Source organism: Mycobacterium sp. E1386, from assembly GCF_001672745.1.
Taxonomy (GTDB): Bacteria; Actinomycetota; Actinomycetes; order Mycobacteriales; family Mycobacteriaceae; genus Mycobacterium.
Genome location: NZ_LZKH01000171.1, coordinates 15,322 through 38,909, shown reverse-complemented (window position 1 = coordinate 38,909; position 23,588 = coordinate 15,322). Strand labels below are relative to the sequence as shown.

Annotated in this window: 15 protein-coding genes and 1 pseudogene; 5 read left to right on the top strand and 11 right to left on the bottom strand. The window is 63.3% G+C overall.

The window, feature by feature from the left end; genetic code table 11:
* Nucleotides 1-20: 20 nt before the first annotated feature.
* From drmB to A5709_RS17110, 4 genes are read right to left on the bottom strand one after another with little or no spacing between them, the layout of a single operon-like run.
* Nucleotides 21-1,832, bottom strand: a complete 1,812-nt coding sequence (drmB, locus tag A5709_RS28880; protein WP_082974084.1) for a DUF1998 domain-containing protein — start codon at nt 1,830-1,832, stop codon at nt 21-23.
* Nucleotides 1,829-4,939, bottom strand: a complete 3,111-nt coding sequence (locus A5709_RS17120; RefSeq protein ID WP_156768085.1) for a helicase-related protein — start codon at nt 4,937-4,939, stop codon at nt 1,829-1,831. Before A5709_RS17120 ends, drmB begins: the two co-directional genes overlap by 4 nt.
* A complete protein-coding gene (locus A5709_RS17115) occupies nt 4,932-6,518 on the bottom strand; it encodes a nuclease-related domain-containing DEAD/DEAH box helicase (protein ID WP_068120989.1) in 1,587 nt (528 codons plus the stop codon). Before A5709_RS17115 ends, A5709_RS17120 begins: the two co-directional genes overlap by 8 nt.
* Complete coding sequence (locus tag A5709_RS17110) at nt 6,515-11,086, bottom strand: DEAD/DEAH box helicase (protein WP_068120987.1); 4,572 nt, start codon at nt 11,084-11,086, stop codon at nt 6,515-6,517. Before A5709_RS17110 ends, A5709_RS17115 begins: the two co-directional genes overlap by 4 nt.
* Before the next feature lie 107 nt (nt 11,087-11,193).
* On the opposite strand from A5709_RS17110, the gene A5709_RS17105 reads away from it, so the two are divergent.
* Nucleotides 11,194-12,366: a DNA cytosine methyltransferase gene (locus tag A5709_RS17105; RefSeq protein WP_369827360.1), complete on the top strand. Its 1,173-nt coding sequence runs from the start codon at nt 11,194-11,196 to the stop codon at nt 12,364-12,366.
* Nucleotides 12,367-12,434: 68 nt separating this feature from the next.
* Nucleotides 12,435-12,743, top strand: a pseudogene (locus A5709_RS27610) (very short patch repair endonuclease); the annotation flags it as partial.
* Between the two features lie 52 nt (nt 12,744-12,795).
* Here A5709_RS27610 and A5709_RS17100 read toward each other — a convergent pair.
* Nucleotides 12,796-13,260 carry a VOC family protein gene (locus A5709_RS17100; protein WP_068120983.1) on the bottom strand — a complete coding sequence of 155 codons (465 nt, stop codon included), beginning with the start codon at nt 13,258-13,260 and terminating at the stop codon, nt 12,796-12,798.
* An 85-nt stretch (nt 13,261-13,345) separates the two neighbouring features.
* Here A5709_RS17100 and A5709_RS17095 point away from each other — a divergent pair, with 85 nt between their 5' ends.
* From A5709_RS17095 to A5709_RS17085, 3 genes are read left to right on the top strand one after another with little or no spacing between them, the layout of a single operon-like run.
* Entirely contained in the window at nt 13,346-14,596 is a 1,251-nt protein-coding gene (locus A5709_RS17095) for a cytochrome P450 (protein WP_068120980.1), read from the top strand.
* Nucleotides 14,597-15,754: a S9 family peptidase gene (locus A5709_RS17090; protein ID WP_068120977.1), complete on the top strand. Its 1,158-nt coding sequence runs from the start codon at nt 14,597-14,599 to the stop codon at nt 15,752-15,754.
* Nucleotides 15,751-16,752 carry a tocopherol cyclase family protein gene (locus A5709_RS17085; protein ID WP_068120974.1) on the top strand — a complete coding sequence of 334 codons (1,002 nt, stop codon included), beginning with the start codon at nt 15,751-15,753 and terminating at the stop codon, nt 16,750-16,752. The genes A5709_RS17090 and A5709_RS17085 overlap by 4 nt, the downstream gene beginning before the upstream one ends.
* A 150-nt stretch (nt 16,753-16,902) precedes the next feature.
* On the opposite strand, the gene A5709_RS17080 is transcribed toward A5709_RS17085, so the two are convergent.
* The 6 genes from A5709_RS17080 to A5709_RS17050 form a co-directional block, all read right to left on the bottom strand.
* Nucleotides 16,903-18,174, bottom strand: coding sequence for a lipase family protein (locus tag A5709_RS17080; RefSeq protein WP_068120970.1), 1,272 nt, complete (start codon nt 18,172-18,174; stop codon nt 16,903-16,905).
* 127 nt (nt 18,175-18,301) lie between these two features.
* The gene (locus A5709_RS17075; protein WP_068120968.1) at nt 18,302-19,738 is read right to left on the bottom strand and encodes a serine/threonine-protein kinase; all 1,437 of its coding nucleotides are present in this window, start codon (nt 19,736-19,738) and stop codon (nt 18,302-18,304) included.
* Between the two features lie 78 nt (nt 19,739-19,816).
* Nucleotides 19,817-20,164, bottom strand: a complete 348-nt coding sequence (locus A5709_RS17070) for a hypothetical protein (RefSeq protein WP_068007701.1) — start codon at nt 20,162-20,164, stop codon at nt 19,817-19,819.
* Nucleotides 20,165-20,274: 110 nt separating this feature from the next.
* A complete protein-coding gene (locus A5709_RS17065; RefSeq protein ID WP_156673082.1) occupies nt 20,275-20,679 on the bottom strand; it encodes a hypothetical protein in 405 nt (134 codons plus the stop codon).
* A 42-nt stretch (nt 20,680-20,721) separates the two neighbouring features.
* Nucleotides 20,722-21,942 carry a hypothetical protein gene (locus A5709_RS28875; RefSeq protein ID WP_231971951.1) on the bottom strand — a complete coding sequence of 407 codons (1,221 nt, stop codon included), beginning with the start codon at nt 21,940-21,942 and terminating at the stop codon, nt 20,722-20,724.
* A gap of 457 nt (nt 21,943-22,399) precedes the next feature.
* The gene (locus A5709_RS17050; protein WP_068120966.1) at nt 22,400-23,542 is read right to left on the bottom strand and encodes a serine/threonine-protein kinase; all 1,143 of its coding nucleotides are present in this window, start codon (nt 23,540-23,542) and stop codon (nt 22,400-22,402) included.
* Between the last annotated feature and the right edge of the window lie 46 nt (nt 23,543-23,588).

Genomic DNA, 23,588 nt, shown 5'->3' with positions numbered 1-23,588 from the left:
TCTTGGAACCGCTGGCGCGTCTAGAGATCCGTCCAGCGAGCAGCGTCCTCCCGCATGAGCTCCACGGCTTTTTCAAAGTAACCGGGCGTCGTACCGTCATCGCCGACCAATAGCACTCTATCTAAGAGCAAATTGCCCCTCTCGCACGAGGTCTCCGAAACCAGTGAGCAACCATGGCAAGCCGCTAGGTTCATGCTGCCAAGACCCTGCCCACGGCTCTCCCTGCATAAGGGGTCCGATGAGCACCACGCGGAATGTTCCAAAGCCGCAGATAGTGTTCGGGCAAGTCGGGGTGCCTCGCCTTGGCGGACAAGGCCTCCCAGCGTCCCTTCCGAATCGCCGGCGGCTGTATAGATGAGGACACCGCTTTGCGACGAAGGTCCAGTCGAGGCATAAACCCGCTCGCGCAGGGACGCGGCGGAGTACCCGCAAGAAAACGCCAGTTGCCTCATCAGAATGTGGGCAAGGGTGTGCAAGAGCACTAAACGCGGGGTTGCCTCTGGAAATCGCGATCCGATCAGCGAATCGCGACGCCGTCGTTCGATTTCGCGCACTCGCACGATGACCGACTCGCGGGCCTCCCACTCGACGAGGCGCGGTTCTTTCAGTGTCAGGAGAATTCCTTCGCCGAAGGATTCGACCGCGGGAAGCCACCTACTACGGCCTCGCGGGCCGAGGTCGACGTCGACGAGGTCAGCCGCAAGGTCGTAGCGTCGAAATCCATGTAGTACCCGCACTTCTCGAAGGCGATGCGCCAATACAACGTCCCCGATGAGATCCGCTAGCGCCAGCGTGGAACGGTTGGCTGTGCCAGCCAAGAATGGCGCGACTGACACATTGAAAGTCGGCGTGCCTGTCGGCTCGCCTGGGTTGTCGATCGCCTGCTGAAATGCCGTCCACTCGTCTGCGAGAAGCCCCTCACGCGCGGCCATTACCTCGTCGTCCTGGCCGGTGCTCGATACAGCAACCCTGAGGACCAGCTCCGGGGCGACGCCGAGATCTTCGGCGATAAGTCCGATGAGGACTTCCGCGCGCGGCCCAGTTGGCGCCGACCGCACATCCTCGAAATTCCGGTGCTGACGGATCTCCGCCTCTACGTCGCGAACCGGCACAGTTGGTTCTGGGATGTCCAACGCCGTTGTCGTCTCGCTAATGGTCACATTGGTTGCACCACGCTGCAGTACCTCGACGCGTTCGTCGCACCCGGCGGCGTTGTAAGCCTGCCAAGGCTGGGTCCCGCTGCAGCGAAAACCGATCCTTTGCAAGGATTGCCGCGAGGTGAGGTCACCTAGATCCCGGCTGGCCGAGCACGTTGCGCATCGAACTATGAGGCTGGCCAAACCCTCCGTGCCGCCGCCTCGAGTCTGAAATAGCAGATCCTCCTCGCGGCAGCGCTCTTGGTCTTCTCCCTCTGGCTCTGAATGTGCCCATCGGACCCAGGGAACGTCCATGGCGTGACCGTATTGGGTGCCGATCGCGATGAATCGCATCGGGACCATTGGCCCCCCGCAATGCCGGCAACGCGGTGGCTCACCCGTCTCGTCACGCGGGGTCATGCGGTGCATGCGACGGCAGTTTTGGCAAAAAAGCCAGGATGGAAAGCGCTTATAAGGTAGACCCGGAGTCCGCGTTGATGGCCACGACGGCACGCTGGGCGGCGTTCTCAGCTCGGACACGCCCAGACTGCGTTCCAGACGCGGCGACCTAATTATGGTCGTACGTTCGATGGACCACTGACTGATGTCTGCCGCCATCAACGACTCACCCTCGACGTCAAGGATCGCGCCTACCCCGAATGGGCTGATCGTCTGGCTCAGCCGGGTTTTTCTCACAACGATTCCCCGATCGCAATAACGCGGACCGACCTATCAACGGATCGCATCGAGTGCATCGTCTGCCAGCCGTCCTTTCGCTCGCCGAAGTCTCGCAGTAGTGCGGGGTAGTCGCTGTCGCTGCTTTGGTAACGCAACGGCGTTCCCGTTGCATCCGCCTCACGCGCGCGTCGTTCCCATTCAGCGACGAGCCGTCGCAGTTCGACCTCAGCCTGGGCCCGAGATTCCGGTTCTGCTTTCTCGACTGCGCTCAGAAGGATCTCCACGGCTCGTCGAACGCTTCGGTCCTCGGCCCTGAATCTCCCAGCGTCGCCATTGGCCCGAAGCCCCGCGCCGTGTCGGACCAGCATTACCAATGCGGCATGCAGCGATCGATCACGCGAGGCAGCGGACCATGGTGTAACGCTTGTCGGTTCAACGTATCTGTAGATCGATTCGTGATAGGCCCTGAATGACTCGTAATGAGAGCGGTCGCGCGGCTTACTGGCGCGAAGCAATGTGACAACGAGGCCTGGCACAGTCGAGCGGCCGACGCGACTGGTCGCTTGGATGTACTCCGAGGTGGTCTTGGGTTGGCCGTTCATCAGCATTAGGCCTAGCCGGCTGATATCAATGCCCACCGACAAGAGGTTCGTTGTCGCGACGAGGTCTACTGCATCTCCTTCGTCGACGCGGCGTCCCAGGCGGTTCATATACTTCGCCAACAGGCCGGGGCTGACGTTGCTGGTTAGTTCGATAACGCCATCGCGCTGAATTCGTCTGCCGTTGACGCCCTTAACTGCTGCACGCGCGGTTAGCATACTTTCGACGTCGTCCCGCGCAATGGTCACCGTCCGCCCGAGTTCACGCAAAGAGTTGTGATATGCCACGACCGTCCAGTACGCGTCGAGTTGTATCCGTTCGGATCCCACTGCCAGCGGTGCCTCGAGGAGTGCCGTGCTCGCAAGAACTGTGGCAAACGATTGAGTGTGTGCTTGCGGCATGAGGCCCAAAAACATACGGCCGGGAGAATTTTCGTCCACCCGGGCGAAGTAGCTACTGTCGGCTTCGAGCCCGCTCGGTGGGAACAGCGCGACCTGTGAACCATACAACCGCTGCACCTGCTCAGGTGCGGAACGGATAGTGGCGGTCGATGCAATCACCTTGGGGCGCTTGCCGTCCCAGCCCATTAGCCCCAGCACCGCTGCCTCGTACAGCGCGACCGTCGTTCCCAGCGGTCCCGATAGGAGGTGCAACTCGTCCTGGATGACGAGACCAGGCGGGTCGTATGGCATATTTCCACGACCAAGAATGGCGCCAGCCTCACTCTGCCACGGCATTCTGGCGAGCTTATCGACCGTCGCGACAATCAACGTCGGGGGATCGGCGAACATCTGCTCGTCAATTACCTTTACCGGAAGCTCCTCGTGGAATGGGCAATCTGGATGTGGACAGTTGAGAGCGAAGCCGTAGTTGGTGGAACTGACGCCGTAGGCCGACCTGTCGGTTGTCCGCTTTTTCGGCAATAAGTCAGTGCCGCACCAAGGACAATTCGTAATCTGAAATGGGCTCTCGGGCTCCGACGCGTTAAAGAGCGCTCGCGTAGCTGCGTGGGCAGACCGGTAGTCATTCGGCGTAGTGTCGGCACCAACCCAAAGGCCGATCGAGAAGGTAGCAGTTCCGCTCAAGCGGTCATCGATTTCTCGGAGATGTTGCAGCGCACAGATTAACGTAGCCGCGCGCTGGAACTGCTGTGCGGTGAGCATGCGAAGGGTGTACCGAGTCAGGACCGCAGTGCCGCCACCGCGTCCGCCTCGGGTTAGACGGCGATGGATCATCTCGAAGGCCGCGACAGCCAGATACGCCTCAGTCTTGCCCCCACCGGTCGGAAACCAGATGAGGTCCACGGTCGAGCGGTCGGGATGGGATGAACTGGCGGTCGAGGCGATCGTGAGAAGTTGAAATGCTAGCTGGAATGGGTACCACGCTGGTTCCGGCAGATCCGCCAGCCGCGGTTCAAGTGGCGTACCACGCCGTCCGGCCGCCTGTTTGACATGGTTCGACTGGAGAATCTGTTCGCGCATAGACCAATTCGCCAGTCGGAAAGCAGTTCTAACGTCGGGGGCTGACCCTAGTGTGGCGATGCCCTGCCGCATTCGGTTGAGTGCAACGTCCATCCGACCCGTGAGCCGGGTTGCCGCGGGTGTGAAATGTGCCTCTAGCGTCGCGGCCTCTTTCTTGCATTCACTAATCCAATCCGAATACCCGTCCACAAATGAGGTCAGCTCAGCGACCAATTCGTCAGGGTGGATGGCATCATCTGATAGGAACTCAAGCCTGAGAACTCTGCGGTCTCGGTCACCCGGAGACACGCCGGGCACAGTAACCTTCGGGAGCATCTCGGTCGCAACCCAGGACTTCGCGCTTGCCGAATCATCCCAGGTGACCGAACATCCGTGACCTACCCCGTAGACATTCTTATTGCGGTATAGCAACCTGAGCTCTTGGTCCTCCTGGTCGTCGCTGAGCAACGACACAGACGGGTACGGGCGAATCTGGCCGCCTACGACCGCGCAGCGCAGGTTGACCTGGAAGAGGCATTCCTCCGTCGGTGGAGGGGATTCTGCATCGTCGTGGACCGCCATATTCTCGACGGCTACCGTCACGAGCCAGGCATCGCCTAACCGTCGCCAGACGGCCACTATTCGGGCTGCTCCGCCGAGAACTGTGACCGGTTGTGTGCCAAAGCTGATCTGCACATCCTTTTCGGTCATCTGCTGACGTTCCCAGCCGGAACGGTCGGGGACCCGCCTGTAGCGCGCAGCGGAGACGGAGCATGAGATTTCCGGTGCGTCGTGCAGGAACGAAATAGCTGCTGACGCCGGATACCACGCGTTGGCAAGCTCGATCGGCTCGTCGAGTCCATCGTCGTGGCCCTCCTCGCCGAGAACGTCGCCGTCCAAGCGCTGTGCTGCCCCACCGCGGGGATAGAGCGTGCCGACTAGGTAGACGCGGTCCGGGCGGTCGCGGATGATTTCGTCGTCGGTCCCCGCGGGACCGAGATATTGGCCACGAAGGAAAGTCGCAACATCGTCGCGAAGCTGGGCGAACGTCCGTGTTTCAGTCAACGCCAAGTCCAATCTGAGTGCCGGTCAATTGTTGCCAGGCGCGAGGGCTAACCGCGAGCCACAGCGAGATTCGAGGCCTCGTCATGGCGACGTAAAGCCGCGACATTTCGGTCGGGCTGGCAACGTCGTCAACGTCGACGACCAGGACATGCGGTGCTTCTAGTCCTTTGATCTGCTGCGCGGTCGTCAGTTGCGCTACCCCAGCACTACTCATGCCACGGACAGGGTCCGCCATCCTGAGCTGGCGCCGCGCAAAGGCTTTCGTCTTCGTTGCCGAGCTGGCGTGTAGATCGTGCCGCAGCGTGACCACGACGATGTCGGACAAGTCGACATCCTGTTCTCGAAATTGCTTCAGGCGCACATCGAGGAGCGCCGCCGCCTCATCATCGGAGACGGGCTTGACGTATTCGACCGCCGGGCCATGGCCGGCCTTCGCAACTCCGAGGTCTGCCCGCGTCAGAAGCTGTGTCTGCTGGACAATCGCGGAAGTGTTGCGGCAGTTATATGGAAGCGCGTATTTCACGCTCTGACTGCTCAATTCGTCATAAACGGCTCTATCGAATAAGCCGTCGACGTTGGCCTGGTTGTTCGGGTCGCAGAATATCCGCCAACGACCGTCGGCAAGCCCGCCGACTACGAGTTGATCAAGCTTCAGGCAGTCCTCGACCGACATGAGATCCTGGGCTTCGTCAACGACGATCAGATCGAAGGGAGGCAAGCCCGAGGTCTCTGCCCACGGCAGGCATACGACCTCAGTCTCGGAAAGCGTCCTGCGCATGACATCGATTACCCCGGTCGACGGGCAGGTCAGCAATACCTTTGCACCGTCGGCGGAGGCTCTGCGCGCAGTCTCCACTGCAAGGAGTGTTTTTCCTGAGCCAGCGCCGCCCGTGCAAAAAATACGGGGATTCGTTTCGCAGCCCTGCAACATGTTGTACTGCTCGTTGGCCAGAGCTACGTAATCGGCTTCGAAAGTGCTCGCTAGGAGCGAGAGCCGCGGAACCCGATCGAAGTCGGGTCGGACCACTTTCAGGATCTCTCGGTACTCGTTGTCAGGCGTGCGTTGCCGGTTGCGGGATCGCCAATAACGTGCAGCGGCGCAGAGCGATGTCTGCAGGCCGCCAACTGTCATGGCCGACGGCCCGACGTACTCGACCGGGTCCCATTCGATATCGGGATCCAGCAATTGATCTGGGGTCATCACAACTGCCCCAAAAGCACTCGCAAGGCCCCGGATACGTTGTTCCAACGAGTCCTTCAACGCGTACATCGCGGTCCTGGCTTGCTCGAAAGGGCCTTCTCGTTTTTCGTGGGCATCGCCGTATCGATCGGTGAAAACCCAAAGCCCGTCACGGCGGCGAATTCGGCCGCCTTTGACTTCGACTACGAGGACCACGCCCTTCATCACGAGCAGGAAGTCAATCTCAGCCATCCGCTTGTACTCGTGGCGTGGCAGGTGCACCGAGTAGAAGCACGTTGCTGGCTCCCCAAGATCCACCTGATCGAGAAGCCTGGCTATGCGTGCCTCCGCGGCAGACTGAATCGTTCCGAGCCTCTCTACCGGTGGGACGATCTTCACGCCCGACCCTCTCCCTGAAACTCCCAGATGTAGTCAAACTGCGTGTATGCGAGCTGCTCTCCAAATGCCTCGAAAGTGTCCTCCATGTTGACGATTAGACACTCGGCTTTTCCTCCGTTCAGAGGACCCCGGAGGCCGCGACCAACCATCTGAATGTACGCATTCGGGCTGAAGGTCGGTCGTGCGATGTAAAGGGCCCTAACCCCGGGCGCATCGAAGCCCTGAGTTAACACATTGCAATTCGTTAGAACACGAATCTCGTTGGTGCGAAAGGCATCTATGATGCGTCGTCGCTCGCGCATGGGTGTTGAGCCGCTGACGCTGCCCGAGGTGATTCCACGGACGCGAAGAAGCGCGGAAAGTGTCTGAGCGGCGAGTACCGACGATGTAAAGACGAGTATGGGCCAGTCGTCGGGTCGGGCCGCAATGTCCTTCAGCAGAGTCAAGGTCCGGTCGCGGTCACGGCCTATCCGGTCAAGAACCGACTGGGGGATGTCGCCGAAGGTTTCGAACTTCTCGCGCTCCGCGACGTCGAGCACATACGAGGATCCCCGAAGGATCGTGTGCTCGACTCGTGCAAGCACATGCAAGCGCTGCAGCGCTGCGTAGGGATCGTCGCCAAGCACATTTAGCAGGCGCTTGCCGAAGCGGGTTGCAAGCCGTTGCGACTCATCTGCCGACCTTTTGAACGGCGTCGCGGTAAGGCCGAGTAACGGCCTCGCCGTGTGCCTTTGATCAATGCCGAGCCAACGAAGCGTCGCGGTAATCCCCACTGCAGTAGCACCGTGCGCCTCGTCAACAACGATCGCGGCGGCGTTCCTGAGCCAGTCGTAGTCGTCTCGCTCGCGAATCTTGTCGAGCTTGGCGTCCGTCGCCACAACAACGTGGGCGTCCGAATCGCTCGCTGCAACCTCGTTGGTACCCCATAGCCTGGAAATGCGGATCGGCCGGTCGCCGAATTGCCGCCAAACCGTCGACCAGGTCTGTACTGCCTGTTCGCATAGTTCCTCAGTTTGTGCAATCCACAAAACCGGCCCGTTCAACTCACGGTCGAGGAAAGAACGGCTGATCGCCTCGACAGTGACTCGTGTCTTACCTGCTCCCGTGGGGAGAAAGAGGAGCGCTCGACTTGGCTCGTCTGTGCCGCGAAGCAAATCTCGGATCTTTGCAGCCAGCTCCTCTTGGTATGGGTGCAGGGGATCAAGGTTTGGCGGTCCCAGAATTGTGAGGTCCGACTCCAGCTGCTGTCCGCGTTCTCCTGCATACTCGGCCGAAAACCCAAGTGCGCGTACGAATGCGACTGCGGGGGCTGCGCCAGCCCACATGTCCGGGACCGGGTAACCGGCCGCCTTGAACTCATGGCGCAGCTCACCTAGGACGTTATAGCCGTGGACATGAATCAGCAGCTCTGCAATCTGCCGATCGCCACCATCGCCTGAGACGGAGCGAACGATATCTAGAAGACCAGAAGGAAGTTTTGCCTCAAGCGTCGCCGCAGGCAATAGCTCGAGCAATCGGCTCGAGGTATCCCGCTGGGCGCGGGAGGCAGCCATCGCTGCCTGTACTCGTTCACTGTCAGCCTCATTGAGAATCCGAGTGATTGTGTCCAAATTGAGGTTAAGCGCGAACGCATCAGAAATCCGCTCGAGGAGGGCCTCTTCGTCAAGAGTGTTCTCAAAGTAGATCGTCCTCGCATGGATGGCGAATTCTTGTGATCGGCTCTCTGTACCCGTTGGGAGCGAAACGACTAGTTGCAAGCCAGAACATCCGACGAGATCCCAGTTTTCGAGCTGGCCGTCCGTATAATCGCGAAGCCGTCGAAACCGGTCCAGGACCACAACAGGCTCGCTGGGTGTGTCAGGCACAACCTCGACCCTCAGTGTCTCTGAGGCCCGCTTGCACCCCCACGCATCAACAAGTGCTTCGGCGGCGTCCGTATCCATGATCGCAACAAAAGGCAGGCGCTCTTGCATCAACGCCCGTACCTCGTCTTCCGTGTGCGCGATCACTAGCGCCTCGGCAGGTACGAGGTCATAACTTGCTCCCGCGACCGCAGGGAGGCGCACGGGAACCTCGCTCGGCGGCAGTCGGCGCATCGCGATGGCGATGAGTTCGCCGAGCTGCGAAGGGCTTCCCCCGGTCGGCGTCCTTGATAGAAACTCCCACCACGTGTCGGGGGGGATGTCGTCAGTACTGTCAATGGTCCGCAGCTTGCTGGCAACACTCCACGTTGCAACGGGGAGCATCGGTGCCAGGCTGGTCAGGACGGGCTGTAGTGCCTGACCTGGCTCCCGCGGTCCCCAACTTGTTTCGATCAAGCCATAGCGCTGCGCCGCCCACAAATGCGGGGCCAAAACCTCTTCTGGCGGGAGTTTCGTTGTGCTGGTGTGAATCAACGTCCAATTGGGCTCGGCGTCGATCTCCAGCAGTTCACGCGTCCAAAGGGTGCGAGCCCGTTCATCCTCGGTGTCTTGGAATCTGCGTAGGACATGGAGGGGGCCGGGCCCCGCGGTCTCAACGAAGTCCAGCGTCTCGGGAGCGGGTCTCCCACGATGCGGCAGCGCCGCAAGAGCATCGGCTCGTGTCAGACGCCGGTACTCAAGGAAAGTCATATCCTGCAAGACGGCTGATGTGATCAAGGGCTTGGCTCCGACGCCGATCGCCGCGAGCAGACCAAGATGAAGCTCGTGGTATCGATCATCCACTACAAGGTTTGACGCCAGCGGCTGGACGACACCGGATACCACCACACCGCCGATGTGTTGCCACGATCCGTCTTGGCACCTCACCTTCAGAACAGCGCCCGACTTAATGTGTTCCAGCAGAATGTGTTCCGCGTCGTTCACGCTTACCTCGAGTACAAGGTCCCAGAAATCATCCCACTGTTGCGCCGCCCACCTGTTCGCCGCTGTCATTGCGAGGCGGCGGAGCTCGTGTGTGGGATCAACGTCCTCGAAGCCGATGGAGCGTAGGCGAGCTTCCACATCCTGGCGGGCCAGAAATGTCGGCCGCACTAGACGAATCCCCGCAGCGGCGCTCAACGGATTCCCGCGCAGAAAAAGCTCTGAGGTCTGAGTCAGCCGTGCCAGGGCCCCGTCAGCATCCGGAATCACCGCCGCGCGGGCCATTTCTTTTCGCGCCTGCTCATCTGTTACGGAAAAGTACACGGATAGAGCCGAGTCGCATTGCTCGTCAGTCGCATCCGGCGTCAGCTGCTCCAACCATTGGGAAGCGCTGAGTTCCGTGCTGACCGGCTGCGTCGAGTCGCCGCGTATAAGCCGACGCAGCCGCGCCCGGCGCGTCGGAGTTTTGTAGCACGTCCAGTGCGGGGATCTGACTGGTCGAGCTGGAGCTTTGCTCCACTGAATGAACGAACTCGTTTCGATCTTCAGGTCGGCGTTCGCGTACTCGAGGTCCTTTGGCACGCGGAGTGTCCCGTTCCCATCAGGCACACAAGCAGTCACACCCGCAAGTGCAGGAACTCGCTCGGTTAGTTTCAGATCCCCGAAGTTGTCCGACTCCCTACCGCGTGCAGGCATATAGTCCAGATGGCGGGCGGGGTCTTCATCAGTAGCGAGGTGAGGCAGTGCGCCTACAACCAGTTCAGCGAGAACCTCGAGGAGCTCTTCGTTGAACTGGCCGGGCAGCAGGTTCGTGCGATCGTCACTGATGTGCCACGGTGCGTTGAGGATGCCGCGGGCGGAGGTGAAATCCATAAGAGGGAAGTAGGCCCAGAATCGTCCCAAAGTTTGCGCTTCGTCGAGCGGCGCCGCATAAGTGACAGTCACCTCAGGCCGCTGAATCGCTTCGCTAACCTCTGCAAGTGCCTTGTCTGAGGGACGGTGGGTTTGATGCCACACCATCCAGTCGGACGAAGTCCCGTCATCTCCGATCAGCTGATAGCGGTTCTCGCCGCGGCCCTCGCAGCTAAACCGGCGCTCGGCAACGCCCGCCACAACGATATTCAGCGTCTTCACGAATGGTGCAAACAATAGAAACTCGTTTGGAAACTCGACAAGGTCTTGCGCTAGCCTGTCGACATCGCGTGTGAGCTGCAGCTTGACGATCGTCTGCGCCCACTGCCCTAGTTGCTCGAGAACCGGATCGTCATCAAACTCCGCCTGCGCATCAACGAGGATTGGCAGCCGAAGAACCGGGTATTTGGACGCCTTCGGGGCGACTGACATCAATGCCTGTCGACTCCGGTCTGCATCGAACGAGAACGAGATCGACCGACTTAGCACGAGTGGTGCATCTGTGACACCAAGAACCGACTTAAATCCCAACCCGAAGCGGCCCATGTCTTCGCCGCGCTTGTCACTCAGGTACGCGTGGCAGACGGCCTCGAGCCCCTTCTTTGTGAAGGGCGCACCCTCGTTCGCACAGTAAAGGTTGCTGTCCTTGAAAACTAACTCCACGCGACCGGGGGTATCCGACCGGCGCAGAGCATCCGCCGCGTTCTGCACGAGCTCCAAAATCTGGCGCCGGGCGTAGCCGCCTGTGCGGAAGCTGTCCTCCTGCCTGCCATGCTCACCGACGAGGAGAGGATTCGCCTCGTACGCATCCATTGCCCGTTTTCGGTGGGCAGATATCCACTCCTGGAGGCGCGGGTCGGGGCTCCCCCAGTCCCAATCACTCGACACACGGTTGATTATTGCCAGCTGCACTGACGAGTATGCGGGTTCTCGAAAAGATTGGTTTCGACGGCCAACCTCGACAAGATTGCTGCGTGTCTTGGTCACCTGTGTCCTACTGCCAACGTACGATTGGCGCGATCGCGGGCGGAGGTGAGGTGACGATGATCCGGACGCTTGACCTGTTCGCTGGCGCAGGAGGACTGAGTCTCGGGTTCGAGCAGTCAGGTTTAGGGTTCGTTCCTGTCTTGGCTGTCGAGCACGATCCCGCCGCCGCACGTACCTTCAAGCGCAACTTCGGTTGCCCTGTTCACGACGGCGATATCGAAGATGTGGACACTTTCGAGTCCGCTGACTTGATCCTCGGAGGTCCTCCCTGCCAGGGCTTTTCGCCACTGGGCCGAGACCGCGACAATGTTTCTCGAGCGGCACTGAACGAGCTATGGCAGCATTATCTCCGCGCCGTCCGGCAAGTACAGCCGCGCGCCTTCGTGATCGAAAATGTTCCCGAGTTCCAGCGCAGTGCACAGTTCGTCCGCCTTCTCCGCCTACTTGGTACGGACCCTAAGCTGGCGCAATACGCCTACGCGTTCGGCGTACTCAACGCAGCGGATTACGGGGTACCTCAAACCCGCCGGCGTGGCATCCTGATCGCGGTTAAGGGCCGCGGCAAAATTCCATGGCCTCCTCCACCAACGCATGGGCCAGACTCAGCGAAAGGGCTGCCATACGTCACTGTGCGTGACGCCATCTCAGATCTGAGTGCATATCCGAGTAGCCTCGATGTCTCGCATGGCCTGGATGGCAGACAGAACCTTCATTTCGGCAGGAACCCGAGACCGATGAGCCTGGAGCGTTACCGGGCGATTCCGGAGGGGGGCAACCGTTTTGACCTTGCTCGTAACAGGCCTGATCTGCTCCCACGCTGTTGGGCGGAAAAGCCGAGCGGTACCGCGGACGTCATGGGGCGCCTGTGGTGGGACCGTCCATCCTTAACCATTAGGACCGAGTTCTATAAGCCAGAGAAAGGTCGCTATTTGCACCCGGTCTATGACCGTCCCATCACCCATCGCGAGGCCAGCCGCCTCCAGTCGTTCCCCGACTCGTTCGAGTTCGAAGGCACAAAGATCGAGATCGCTCGGCAGATCGGCAACGCTGTCCCTCCGCTACTCGCTGCCGCGATCGCTCGGCATGTCCACAGTCTCTTGCAATAATTTGATACGTGGCGAGCGCTAGCAGGTCATACCGCCCACCGGCATCTTCGACGCGCGTGGCTTCGCAAATGAAGGCTCAGCGGCGGCGGGACACCGTTCCCGAGGTTCTGGTGCGACGTGCGCTGTTTGCCCGTGGAGCCCGCTACCGTGTCAATTACCCAGTACCAGGCAGTAGAAGACGGACGATCGACATTGCATTCACCCGGTCAAAAGTGGCCATCTTTGTCGACGGATGCTTTTGGCATGGTTGCCCCGATCATGGGACGAGTCCTCGCGCTAACGGCGACTGGTGGGCGGCGAAGATTGCTGGCAATCGCGACAGGGATCTCGCGACCGCCAAGCACCTGACGGGGCAGGGGTGGCTAGTTCTGAGGTTCTGGGAGCACGATGAGCCGACAAGCGTCGCGAACATTATTGTTGGCCAAGTCGCTAAGCGTCGCTCCGAGGCTGAGCCGGCAACGCCGACAACCACGCGTCCGAGAGCAACTCCAATAGCTGCCCGTCCGGATCGCGGACCATCGCCATCGCCTCCGTCATTGTCTCCTCGACTACCGCTCCCCCGAACTCCTCGACCTTCGCCAACGCACCGGAGAGATCCGACACCGAAAACGAGATATGCGTCAGCCCAACCTGATCCATAACCCGCTCCGACCCGGCGTGAACCTGACGCTTCGAGTAGTCCATAAGTTCGAGCACAAAGCCGTCGCGCACCAGATAGGTCGCATGCACCCCGAGCGGCTTGGGCAGCTGCACGAGCTTGGCGGTGGGGCCGTCGGGCGGATCGAGCTCCCACCAGAACTGAAACCCGAGCACGTTCTCATAGAAGCGCCGCGACCGCTGGCGATCGGAGACGCACATTCCGACATGGTTGAAGGTCGTCCGGTGACTACTCATCGCGGCCTTTCTCGACGCAACCCACGGGCGTAATAATGCAAAGATAGTGTAAAAAGCACCTCGGTCGCGGTGGAGGACCAACCAGATGGCAACACGTCCCGACGCCAAAGACGCGATAGTCGACTTCGACCACCACTCCGACGCGTTCAACCTCAACGAGCTGGCCATCAACGCCGAGCTGAGACAGAAATGCCCGGTCGCCTGGAACGAGAACTACGGCGGCTTCTGGTTCCTCAGCAGCTACGACGCCGTCAGCCGCACGGCCAGAGACGGCGACACCTTCGCCCACAAGTACGAGCCCCACGCCGCAGACGGCGTCGACTACCAGGGCGAGATGGGCGTCCCGCGCCCCGAAGGCCAACCGGCCCTGGGCATCGGCGAGGTCGACGGCCCCTACCACCAGGCCCTACGCCACGCCCTGGCGCCGTTCTTCTCCCCCGGCGCCGTCCAGAAACTCAAGCCGTTCATGGAACAAAAGGCTCATGAGTTCCTCGACCAAAAGATCGAGGACGGACAAATGGACCTCGTCCTCGACTACGCCAGCCCGGTCCCGGCCATCCTCACCATGAAGCTGATGGGCCTGCCCCTCGACAACTGGCACCTCTACGCCAACCTCTTCCACTCCGTCATGGCCGTCCCGCAGGACAGCCCGGAGTACCTCGACGCCATCGGCAAAGTCCCGAAAATGATGGAAGAGGTCCTCGAGTACGCCGCCGGCAGACGAGCCAAACCGGAAGACGACCTGACCAGCTTCCTCATCCAGTTCGAATTCGACGGCCACCGCCTCACCGACGAACAGCTGCTCAACATCCTTTGGAACCTCATCGGCGGCGGCGTCGACACCACCACCTCCCAAACCGCGCTGACGCTGCACCACCTGGGCACCCACCCGGCCCTCAGACAACAACTCATCGACCATCCCGAGCTCTACCGCACCGCAACCGATGAATTCCTGCGCTACTTCTCGGTCAACCAAACCCTCAGCCGCACAGTCACTCACGACGTCGAACTCAACGGGCAACACTTGCGAAAGAACGATAAGGTCGTCATCAGCTGGCTCTCGGCCAACCATGACGAAAAGGAATTCCCAAATCCAGACCAGATCATCCTGGACCGCGCGCCCAACCGCCACGTCGCCTTCGGCCTCGGGCCGCACCGCTGCATCGGCTCCCACCTCGCGCGCCTCATGTCCGAAACCATGGTCAGGGCCGTCCTCGACCGCATCCCCGACTATCAGGTCGACGTCGAAAACGTCCGCCAATACCTCGGCAACCCGAGCATGACCGGGCTGGGCAGGCTGCCGGTCACCTTCACCCCCGGAACCAAGCGAACCTAGATGCCCGCCAACCCGATCACGCAACTACTCGGGCCGTTCACCCGCACCGGCGGCTTCTACGCCCGCTCCTGGGGCACCTACCTGGATCGTCAGCCCGACGAGCTACCGGTGGCCCGGCCCACCATCGCTCTCGCGGCGCAGGCATTCCGCGACGAAATCCTGCTGAGCGGCTTCAGCCTGCTGCGCCGAGCCCCCGACGCTGAAACGCTGGACCGAATCGACACAGAAGTCGTTGCGGCACAAGAGTTCTACAAAGACAAGGGCTGGCTTGACAATCCCGAAGGGTTCTTCGCCGCGCCGCCTCCGCCCAACGACGTGACGGTCAAGCGCGTGAGCAGCATGGGACGCAACTACGAGCGGCTGTCCTTCGACAGCGACTACGAGCCCCATGACGGCGAACCCGGCCGGGAACGGTGGCTCGGCTACACACGCAACAGCCGCGAATACGCCCTGATGTTCCGGCACCGCCGGCCGCGACCCTGGCTGATCTGTATCCACGGCGCCGAGATGGGACGGGCCGCGCTCGACCCCATGCTGTTTCATGCCTGGCACCTCTACCGCGATCTCGACCTCAACATCGTGCTACCGGTACTTCCTATGCACGGCCCCCGGGCAAGCGGCCGAAAGTTCCCCAGCGAGGACGTGCTCGACGACGTTCACGGCGCCGCCCAGGCGGTCTGGGACATCCGGCGCCTCATCACCTGGATCCGCGCGCAACAGCCCGGCGCCGCGATCGGGGTCAACGGCATCTCGCTCGGCGGTCTGATCTCGTCGCTGGTCGCCAGCCTCGACGACGGCCTCACCTGCGCGATCCTGGGCGTGCCCGCCGTCGACCTGGTGGACCTGGTCGGCCGCCACGCCGGCCTCAGCGGCCACGCCGCCCTGCGCCGCACGATGGACTCGGCCAAGCCCCTCGGCCGGATGGTCTCGCCGCTGGCCCTGACCCCGCGCGTGCCCAAAGAGGGCCGCTTCATCTACGCCGGCCTCGCCGACCGGCTGGTGCACCCGCGCGACCAGGTCACCCGACTCTGGGAGCACTGGGGCAAACCCGAAATCCAGTGGTACCCAGGCGGTCACACCGGCTTCTTCCGCTCGCGGCCGGTGCAGCGCTTCATCGACGACGCGATCGTGCAATCGGGCCTGGCCGACAAGCGATGACCGGCGCCTACCTGCGGTGGATAGCGGCGAGCGTCGCCAGGCCACTGGTCCATGCCTACCGGCGCACCGGCGCCGACATGCCCTTCGGCGATCCGGTTCCGTCGCACGGAACCGAAATGGAGGGCTGGTTCTGGCGCCTCACCGATGCCGCCTCGGGTCGAGTCGTCGTCGCGCTGTGCAGCGTGAACCGGAATCCAGACGGGGACTGGGCCACGGTGGCGGTCGCGCTGCACCCCGGCGGCGTCGTGCGCTCCGCGGCCATGGACGGTGCCCACGCCGAATCGTCCACGTTCTCAGTGCACGCCGGGACCGCGCCCGACTGCCGTCTGGCGGCGAGCCTCGACCGGCTGCAGATCGACCTCGACGGCATCCATCTCGACCTGCATTTCGCCGATCCGTTCAACTGGCCCAAGGCCTTTGGTGGCGGCGGCGTCTTCTCGTCGGTCCCGTTTCTCAACCAGTACTGGCATCCCTACCGGCTCGGCGGAACAGCCACCGGCACGGTCGAATTCGACGGCGACATGTGGTCGTTCAGTGATGCCCGGCTGTACACGGAACGCAACTGGGGCGCGGGCTTCCCCGAGCGCTGGTGGTGGAGTCAGGCACACGATTTCGGCGACGCCGACGTTTCGGTGGCGTTCTCGGGTGGCCTTCTTGCGCTCGGCCCGATCCGCAGGGACGTCACCGGGGTCGTCGTGCGACTCGGCGACCGCGTCATCCGGGTCACCCCGCCGGCGCCCGTGCGATCGCACGTCGGCGACGGGCGCTGGACCGTGTCGGCGCGTACTCCCCGCTACCGCATCGAGCTGGACGGCGACGGCACCCGCGCGGATCCGCACGTCTTACCGGTGCCGCTGCCCGCGCAGCGGCGCAACATCGACACCGACTTCGAGTATCTAGCCGGTCGATTGCATTGCAGTGTAAGGGAATACGGTCGAGTGGTGTTCGACGGCACCTGCGAGCTGGCCGGCCTGGAGATCGGCACCAGGCCGGCATAGATCGATCGCCCCGCTGCACCTGTGACTGGTGGCACCGAATCCCCTGCGCGCCTCAATTTGTCGCTGTGAGGCGGGCAAATTGTCTACCGGTTCGGACCAGTGATTCGTGTTGCAGATGTGATTACAGCTGCGGACTTAGCCCGTCACTTCCTATGGAACCGGAATCGGCGGGATCGGGTTGCCCGGCCGGATCGACGAACAATTCTGTGGCGGAAGCACTTCGGCGAAGCGCTGCTTGATCCAGGCGATCGAGCTCGGCAACCAGGGCACGAGACTCAAGATGTGGCTGAGCGTCTCGTATTCCTCGTACTGGACCGCCGTGCCCGCCGCGCAGTATTTCCGGGCGAGCGTGCGCACGTCGCCGGCGATCATCACGCCGTCGCCGGCCCCGATGCCCGGCTTGTTACCCGCCGTGCCCTCGCGCTCACCGCCGGCACCCTGGCCGATGAATAGCGGGATCCTCGGCGTGCCAGCGGTTCCCATGATCAGCTTGTTGACCGTCTCGACATAGAGCGGGATGCTCTCCGGAGTCGGATACTGGGGTTTGGCCAAGTGCTTCCACTTCAAACGCGCGTACCGCAAGCCGAGTACATCGACGATCGACGCATTCTGGATCTCGTTGCAGATCCTTATGCCGCGGTTGCTGAGGAACGGCGTGAAATCGATTGCGAATGCGCGCGCGATGCCGACGAGCGCCATCGGCATGACACCGGCCCACATCTGGCTGCCCTCGACGTAGCGCAGGTTGTGCGCCGGGTGGACGAGCACGCCGCCAATCGCCGCGCCGATCAGGCGCTTGTGGACGTCGGGTGCGTACGTCTTGGCGTATTCGGCGGCCCACTCGGTGGCGATCGCACCTCCGGAGTATCCGAGCATCGCAACCTTTGCGTCGCCGTCGATGGTCGACGAGTTCAACGCGGCCTGGATCGAGTCGAGCGTGTTCATTCCATATTCGGGACCCGCGGCGAAGTCCGCCTGCTGGCCCTCGGTGTCGGGGACGATGACGGCGTAGCCCTCGGCGAGGAACGGGCCGAAGACCCCCAGCTCGACGTTGGGGACGACTCCGGCCAGGGTGGGTTTTCCGCCCGAGATCGCATACGACGGCTCGTCGCTCTGGTTGAGCGAGTCGTAGGCGGACTGATAGGAGATCACCTTCGTCTTGTCCCTCAGCCCCCGTCGCCAAATGACCGAGGTGACGTTGACCGTCGGGGTTTGGGTCTGACTTGTCGACCGGTAGAGCAGCTGCGTGGTCGTGAGAAACGTTGGTAAACCCACGATGTGGTACGGAACGCTGCGTGTCTTCAGCACTGTTCCCCGCGTGATGTCCCCCAGCGGTTTCTTGCCGGTGTACGAGTAGAACCGATCATCCTTCGGATGCGGCGGCGCATTGGCCCCGCCGATCGGTGGTTGTGACGCGGTCATGCATCGGAACTTCCTCTTCGAGCAGGTACCCGAGTCTTCACCCCGAGCCGCGATACCGGCAGAGGACAAGGTCCCCTAGTCGTTGGCAAACGACGTCACGACAAAAAGCCGGGACCGCCCGTGGTGATCAGGACGCGGTCGCGTATTGCAGCACGGGTTCCGACGAATCGACGTGGCTGCCGCTGATGATCCTCAGCCGGTTCGGACGCACCTCGTAGACCACGCCGTCGACCGGATTGGTGACGTCGAACCCATCCCCCACCCGCTCGGCGTTCGACAGTTCGATGTGCGCGCCGTCGCGGATGCGCTCACCACGGTAGTAGTAACTGCCGCTGAGGTTTTGGCACACGACGACCAGCGACTTGGCGGTGCGCAGCACGGCGGCGGGTGGGTTCCCCGGGTCGCAGCGGGCCGTCTCGCCGACGAACCCCAACCCATCGGCGCCCTTTACCGGGGCTGAGAGCGTCGGCGTCTTCGGCGGCGGGGCACTCGACGGAGCGGGCGATGGCGCCTGAGCGGTCCGCGGCGGCGGCGAACCACCGCTCATCAACGCCGATACCAGCGCCACGATCAGCCCGGCGACCACCAAGACCACCGCAGCCCCGATCCCTACCAGCGGCGCCCGGCCACCCAATAAAGGCCGACGCTGTACCGGCGGCGAAGGCTCAACGGGCGGATACGGGCTGAAGCCGGTGTCGTCCGGGTTCGGATAGACCGCCTCAAACGGCCGGGTGCCAAGGGGCCCAGCGCCAACGCCGGCAGCGACTGGCTCGTACGCCGCGTTCACCGCCTCGCTGGCCGCCCGGGCCAGTTCACCGGCGGAAGCGAACCGCGCCTCACGCTGTTTCGCCATGCCGCGGGCGATCACGTCGTCGAAGGCCCGGCCGACGCCGCGGCGCATGATGCTGGGTCGCGGCGCCGGTGACAACATGTGCGCGCTCTCCAACTCGGCCGGGTCCGTGGCCTCGAACGGCGGATGCCCGGTGAGGCACTCGTAGAGCAGGCAGGCCAGCGAGTACACGTCGGTCTGCGGTCCCACCCGGCCGGTGGTGAACCGCTCGGGCGCCATGTACACGCGCGAAGGGTCAACATGCCCGATGCCGAAGTCGACGAGGCTCGCGAAGTGATCGGGGGTCAGCAGCACGTGTTCCGGCCGGACACCCAGGTGCACCAGTCCGGCGGCGTGCGCGGCGTCCAGCGCCCGCGCCACCTGCGCGACGATCGACGCGGCCCGTGGCGGTTCCAGCGGGCCCCGCTCGCGCAGCAGGTCCTTCAGGCTGCCGCCCTCGACCAGGTGCATGTCGACGAAGGAAACCCCGTTGATCGAGCCGAAGTCATGCACCTTGATGACGTGGGGCTCCTGCAACCGCGACGCGATCCCGCACTCCCGCCGAAAGCGTTGCTGGAAGCCGGGTTCCGCGGCCATCTCGGCAGGCAGCAGCTTGACCGCGACCGTCCGGTCCCTAACCGTGTCGTGCGCCCGATAGACCTCGCCCGTCGCCCCCGCGCCGATCAGCGATCGCAGCTCGTAGGGACCGAGCCGGGTGCCGAGCCGCGAGGTCAATGGGCAGTCCTTCCGCGAGGTCGTAAGAGTCCAGCCGTTCGGGTTCCCGCATTGGGCGCCGACCTAACGTGCGGCGGCTCACGCGTGCGGCGGCACCGGACACCAGAATAGGCCGCAGTTGAAGTTGGGCGGGCCCGCCGGCGCCCGCGGAGTGGCGTTGATCGGGCCACTCGGCCACCCGTAGACGGCGCCGGTGTCGGCGTCGACGACGCCGCGGTAGTCGTAGTAATAGAGGTGGCACACGCCCATGTTCCAGCTGATGAAGTTGTCCGGGACACGCTCGCCCGGGCACCACTTGCCGCAGGTGTGCCCGGCCGGGCAGTTCCCGCCGACGTGGCCGTACGGGTCGGCCTGCGCGACGCCCGCGGCCAGCCCCGCGCCGATGCCGGCGGTCAGCAGCGCGCCGGCGATCCACTTCTTGTTCATGCCGCAAGCACACAACGGGCGGGCGGCTACCGATCCCATGTCGACGTCAGCCGCCGTGGTGGCTGACGCGGGGGCGCCGGCTGCGGAGGCTGCGCTCAACGGTCGAACTACTACCCATGGGGCAGCGACTCGGCCAATCGTTCGCCTTCGGGTGTCAATTGGAGCCAGATCGCCAGATCCCACAGCTCGGGTTCGTCGTAGTGGCCGACGAAAAGATCGCGGAGACGATCCATGGCGGCATCGATCGAGAGGTCCCAGGACACCACTCGTTCATCGGAAGCGCCGAGTATGTCGCCGATCTTCATGAGACCGTCGTCGAGCAGGGATCGAATCGTGCGCAGCACCACTTCCTGCTCCGCAGCCACAGTGTCGGCGAGTTGTTCGCGTCTCATGACCGATGTGACGTGCGCCATGGGTAGGCAGTTTCCGACGGCATCGAACAACAACCGCCTACGCAAACGATCCTGTGCGCTGCGCTCGGCCTCGTCGTGACCGCGATCATCGGGTTGTGTCATGTTGTCTCCATTGTCGCAGCTGGTAGTCGCTGGCTTCGGCCGTCATTCGCGTGGGCCTTCGAATTCTTCGGGGATCTCGCCTAGCAACGGCCACTTGTGGTCCAAGGTGTGAGGGATATGGATGGGGTGAGGTCCTGTAGCGGGCGAATTAGGCGGCAGCCCGCCGAAACCGGGCATTGCTCCGGCGCCCTCCGGGGCGCCGGGGGCGGGTTTAACAGGCGGCGCCGCTTCGGCGGGCGCACGGACCGGTGTCTGCGGGGTGACAGCAGGTTCCTCGACCGCTGACGGGCCTGCCGGCCGCGGAGCAGCAGCTGCCGGAATTTCCGGTACGCCCCCTCGCGGGTTGATGTGGACTTTGGTGTAGCCGCCTTGATCGCGTATGTCGATGTCTAAAGCAGGTTTTCCGTTGGACTCCGCATTCCAACGTTGCCCTATCGTCGTGCCGTCGGGTAGCCGGTAGCGGGTTCCTTTGCTGGCGTCACCGTAGCCATTCGGAATCTCCACGCCGTGCTGTTTGGCCCACTTCCACAGATTCTGAAGGTCCTCTGCTGAGCGCACTTCTCTGACGAACGGTTGGTTCCCGACCGGGAGTCTGTCGAGTACCCCACGGATATCGTCACCGCTGGGGCTGCCGGCAGGCTCGGGATTCGGTTCGCCGTTGCCACCGTCTTGTTTCCACACGCGATCGACGGCGTAGATATGGCCATTGCGGGCTGGCGGAGGGGCGATTGGGGCGCGAGGTTGTGGGAACGTGTCGCGGATTCCGGCCACGGCGGCGGTAATTTTGCTGGCAACTTGCTGATCCACGCCAACCAATTGCGTGGCGCTTTGACGGATTTCGCCGGCGAAGGCTTGTGCTGCGGCGTGCCGAGCGGCCCGCTCCGCGGCTGACCCGCCACCCATGCGGTCGGTGACCGAAAGGTCCTCGCCCACTTCGAATCCCGCTGAACGAGCGTCATCTACCGCGTAGCGAACTCGGGATCGGGCCGCATACAGATCCGACGCCCCGCTGCGAGCGACCTGAGTTGCCGCCTGTAGCTGGTCGACTGCTGCGCTCGTGGCTTGTAGGTCGGCATGCGTCGCGCTACGTAAGGTGTCGGCGGCTTCGCCGCGCCAATCGACCGAGGCGCCGTCTCGCCAGACCTGGTGGACCACCCCATAGCTATGCTCGCTAACGGCCTCCCAGTGAGCGGCCGCCTCGATGAGATGGTCGGTGGGCCAGGCTAACAGCGCCGACAGATTAAGCGCCCCTCCAACGGCCATGGCTACACGCTGGTCACCAAGGGAGCTACCGCAGCAAAGTCGGTGGCAGATTCAGCTTCGTTGGCGACGTAGCGCGTATCGGCTTGACCGACGCCGATAGCGCGTGCACGCACCTGCGCGGCCAGCCCCGCGGTGAACGCCCCGACTTCAACGTGTGCACAGTCGACGGCAGCCGCGCTCGGCTGGCACGACAAACCCAGCCCCGTCGGCGCGGTCGTGGCGTCTAGGCCGCCCACCAATACACCCCAGCGGGCCGCCATAGCCCTGACCGCACCGCTGTCCACATGCATCGTTTGCCGCACAAATGCGAGCGTAGGTTGCACCTCACGCGCCTGCCAGTCACTCAGATGCCCTTGGCACCCGGCGAAAACCAACCCACCCACACGTCGCGGGTGGCCCGGTGTGGGATGAAGAGTCAGAACGTTCCACAACTCTTTTCGCAACGCATGTTTTCAAATCAGCCGCCGTGGCCTTTGTGCTTAGGGCCCCCGTGACCCGGCGGACCCGGTGGCGGTGGCGCCGGCTCCGGGGTGCTGCTGGGTGTGGTGGTGGCGGTGGTCGTCGGGGGTGGCGTCGGCGTGGTGGTGGTCGTGGTCGGCGTCGGCGGTGGCGATGAGAACGGCGGATCGATGGCCAACAGCAGGAGCGCCAACAGGAACGCGGCAGCGATGGCCGCGATCCACCATTTGCGCCGGGGAGTGTCCGGCTCCAGTGGCGCGGCCGCGGGTGTGTAGGTCAGCACGGCGGGCGGAGGCGCCTCCATCACCCGCGTGCCGTTGGGCATCGCTGACGGGGCCGCGCCGGCCAGCGCGGCTCGCATCGCGCCGGCTTGGTCGAACCGCCATGCCGGGTCGCGCGCCATCGCACGTTCGATCGCCGCCGCGAGGACCGGTGGCACGTCGGGGCGCAGCGCGGCCAGCGGCGGCGGCGAGGTGTTCAGGATCGCGTGTGCCAGAGCGCCCAGGTCCTCCTGCGGGAACGGCCGCCGCCCGGTCAGCGCCTCGTAGCCCACCACGCCGACGGCGTACAGGTCATCGGCCACCGTGCCCGGCTTGGACGTCAGCCGCTCCGGACTCAGATACGCCATGCTGCCGACGACTTCGCCGGCCCTGGTGTAGGCGGCGCCGGACGTCTTGGCAATGCCGAAATCGGCGAGCTTGGGCTCGCCGGCCGCGGTGAACAGGATATTGCCCGGCTTGACGTCGCGGTGCAGGATGCCGGCGCTATGCGCCTCGGCAAGGGCGTCGAGAACACCGTCGAGAACGACGTGCACGAACGCCGGTGGCAGCGGCCCGCGCGCGATGTGGTCGGCCAGCGACACCCCCGGCAGTCGCTCCATGACGATGAACGGCAACCCCTGGTGCTCGCCGACATCGTGGACCACCACCACGTGCCGACCGGTCAGCCGCGCGGCCGCGCGCGCCTCCATGTCGAACCGCAACCGGCTGTCCGGCCGGTCGGCCACCCCGGGATAGAGCAGCTTGACGGCGACGGGCCGGTTCAGCTTCCGGTCCCATGCCTCACGCACTTCGGCCATCGCACCGCGGCCCAGGACGCCGCGCAGTTCGTACCGACCGTCGCCAAGGAGCCCACCCGGCACCAGAGGCACTCCATTACTGCCCTGGCCGCGGTGAGACTGGGTTCCT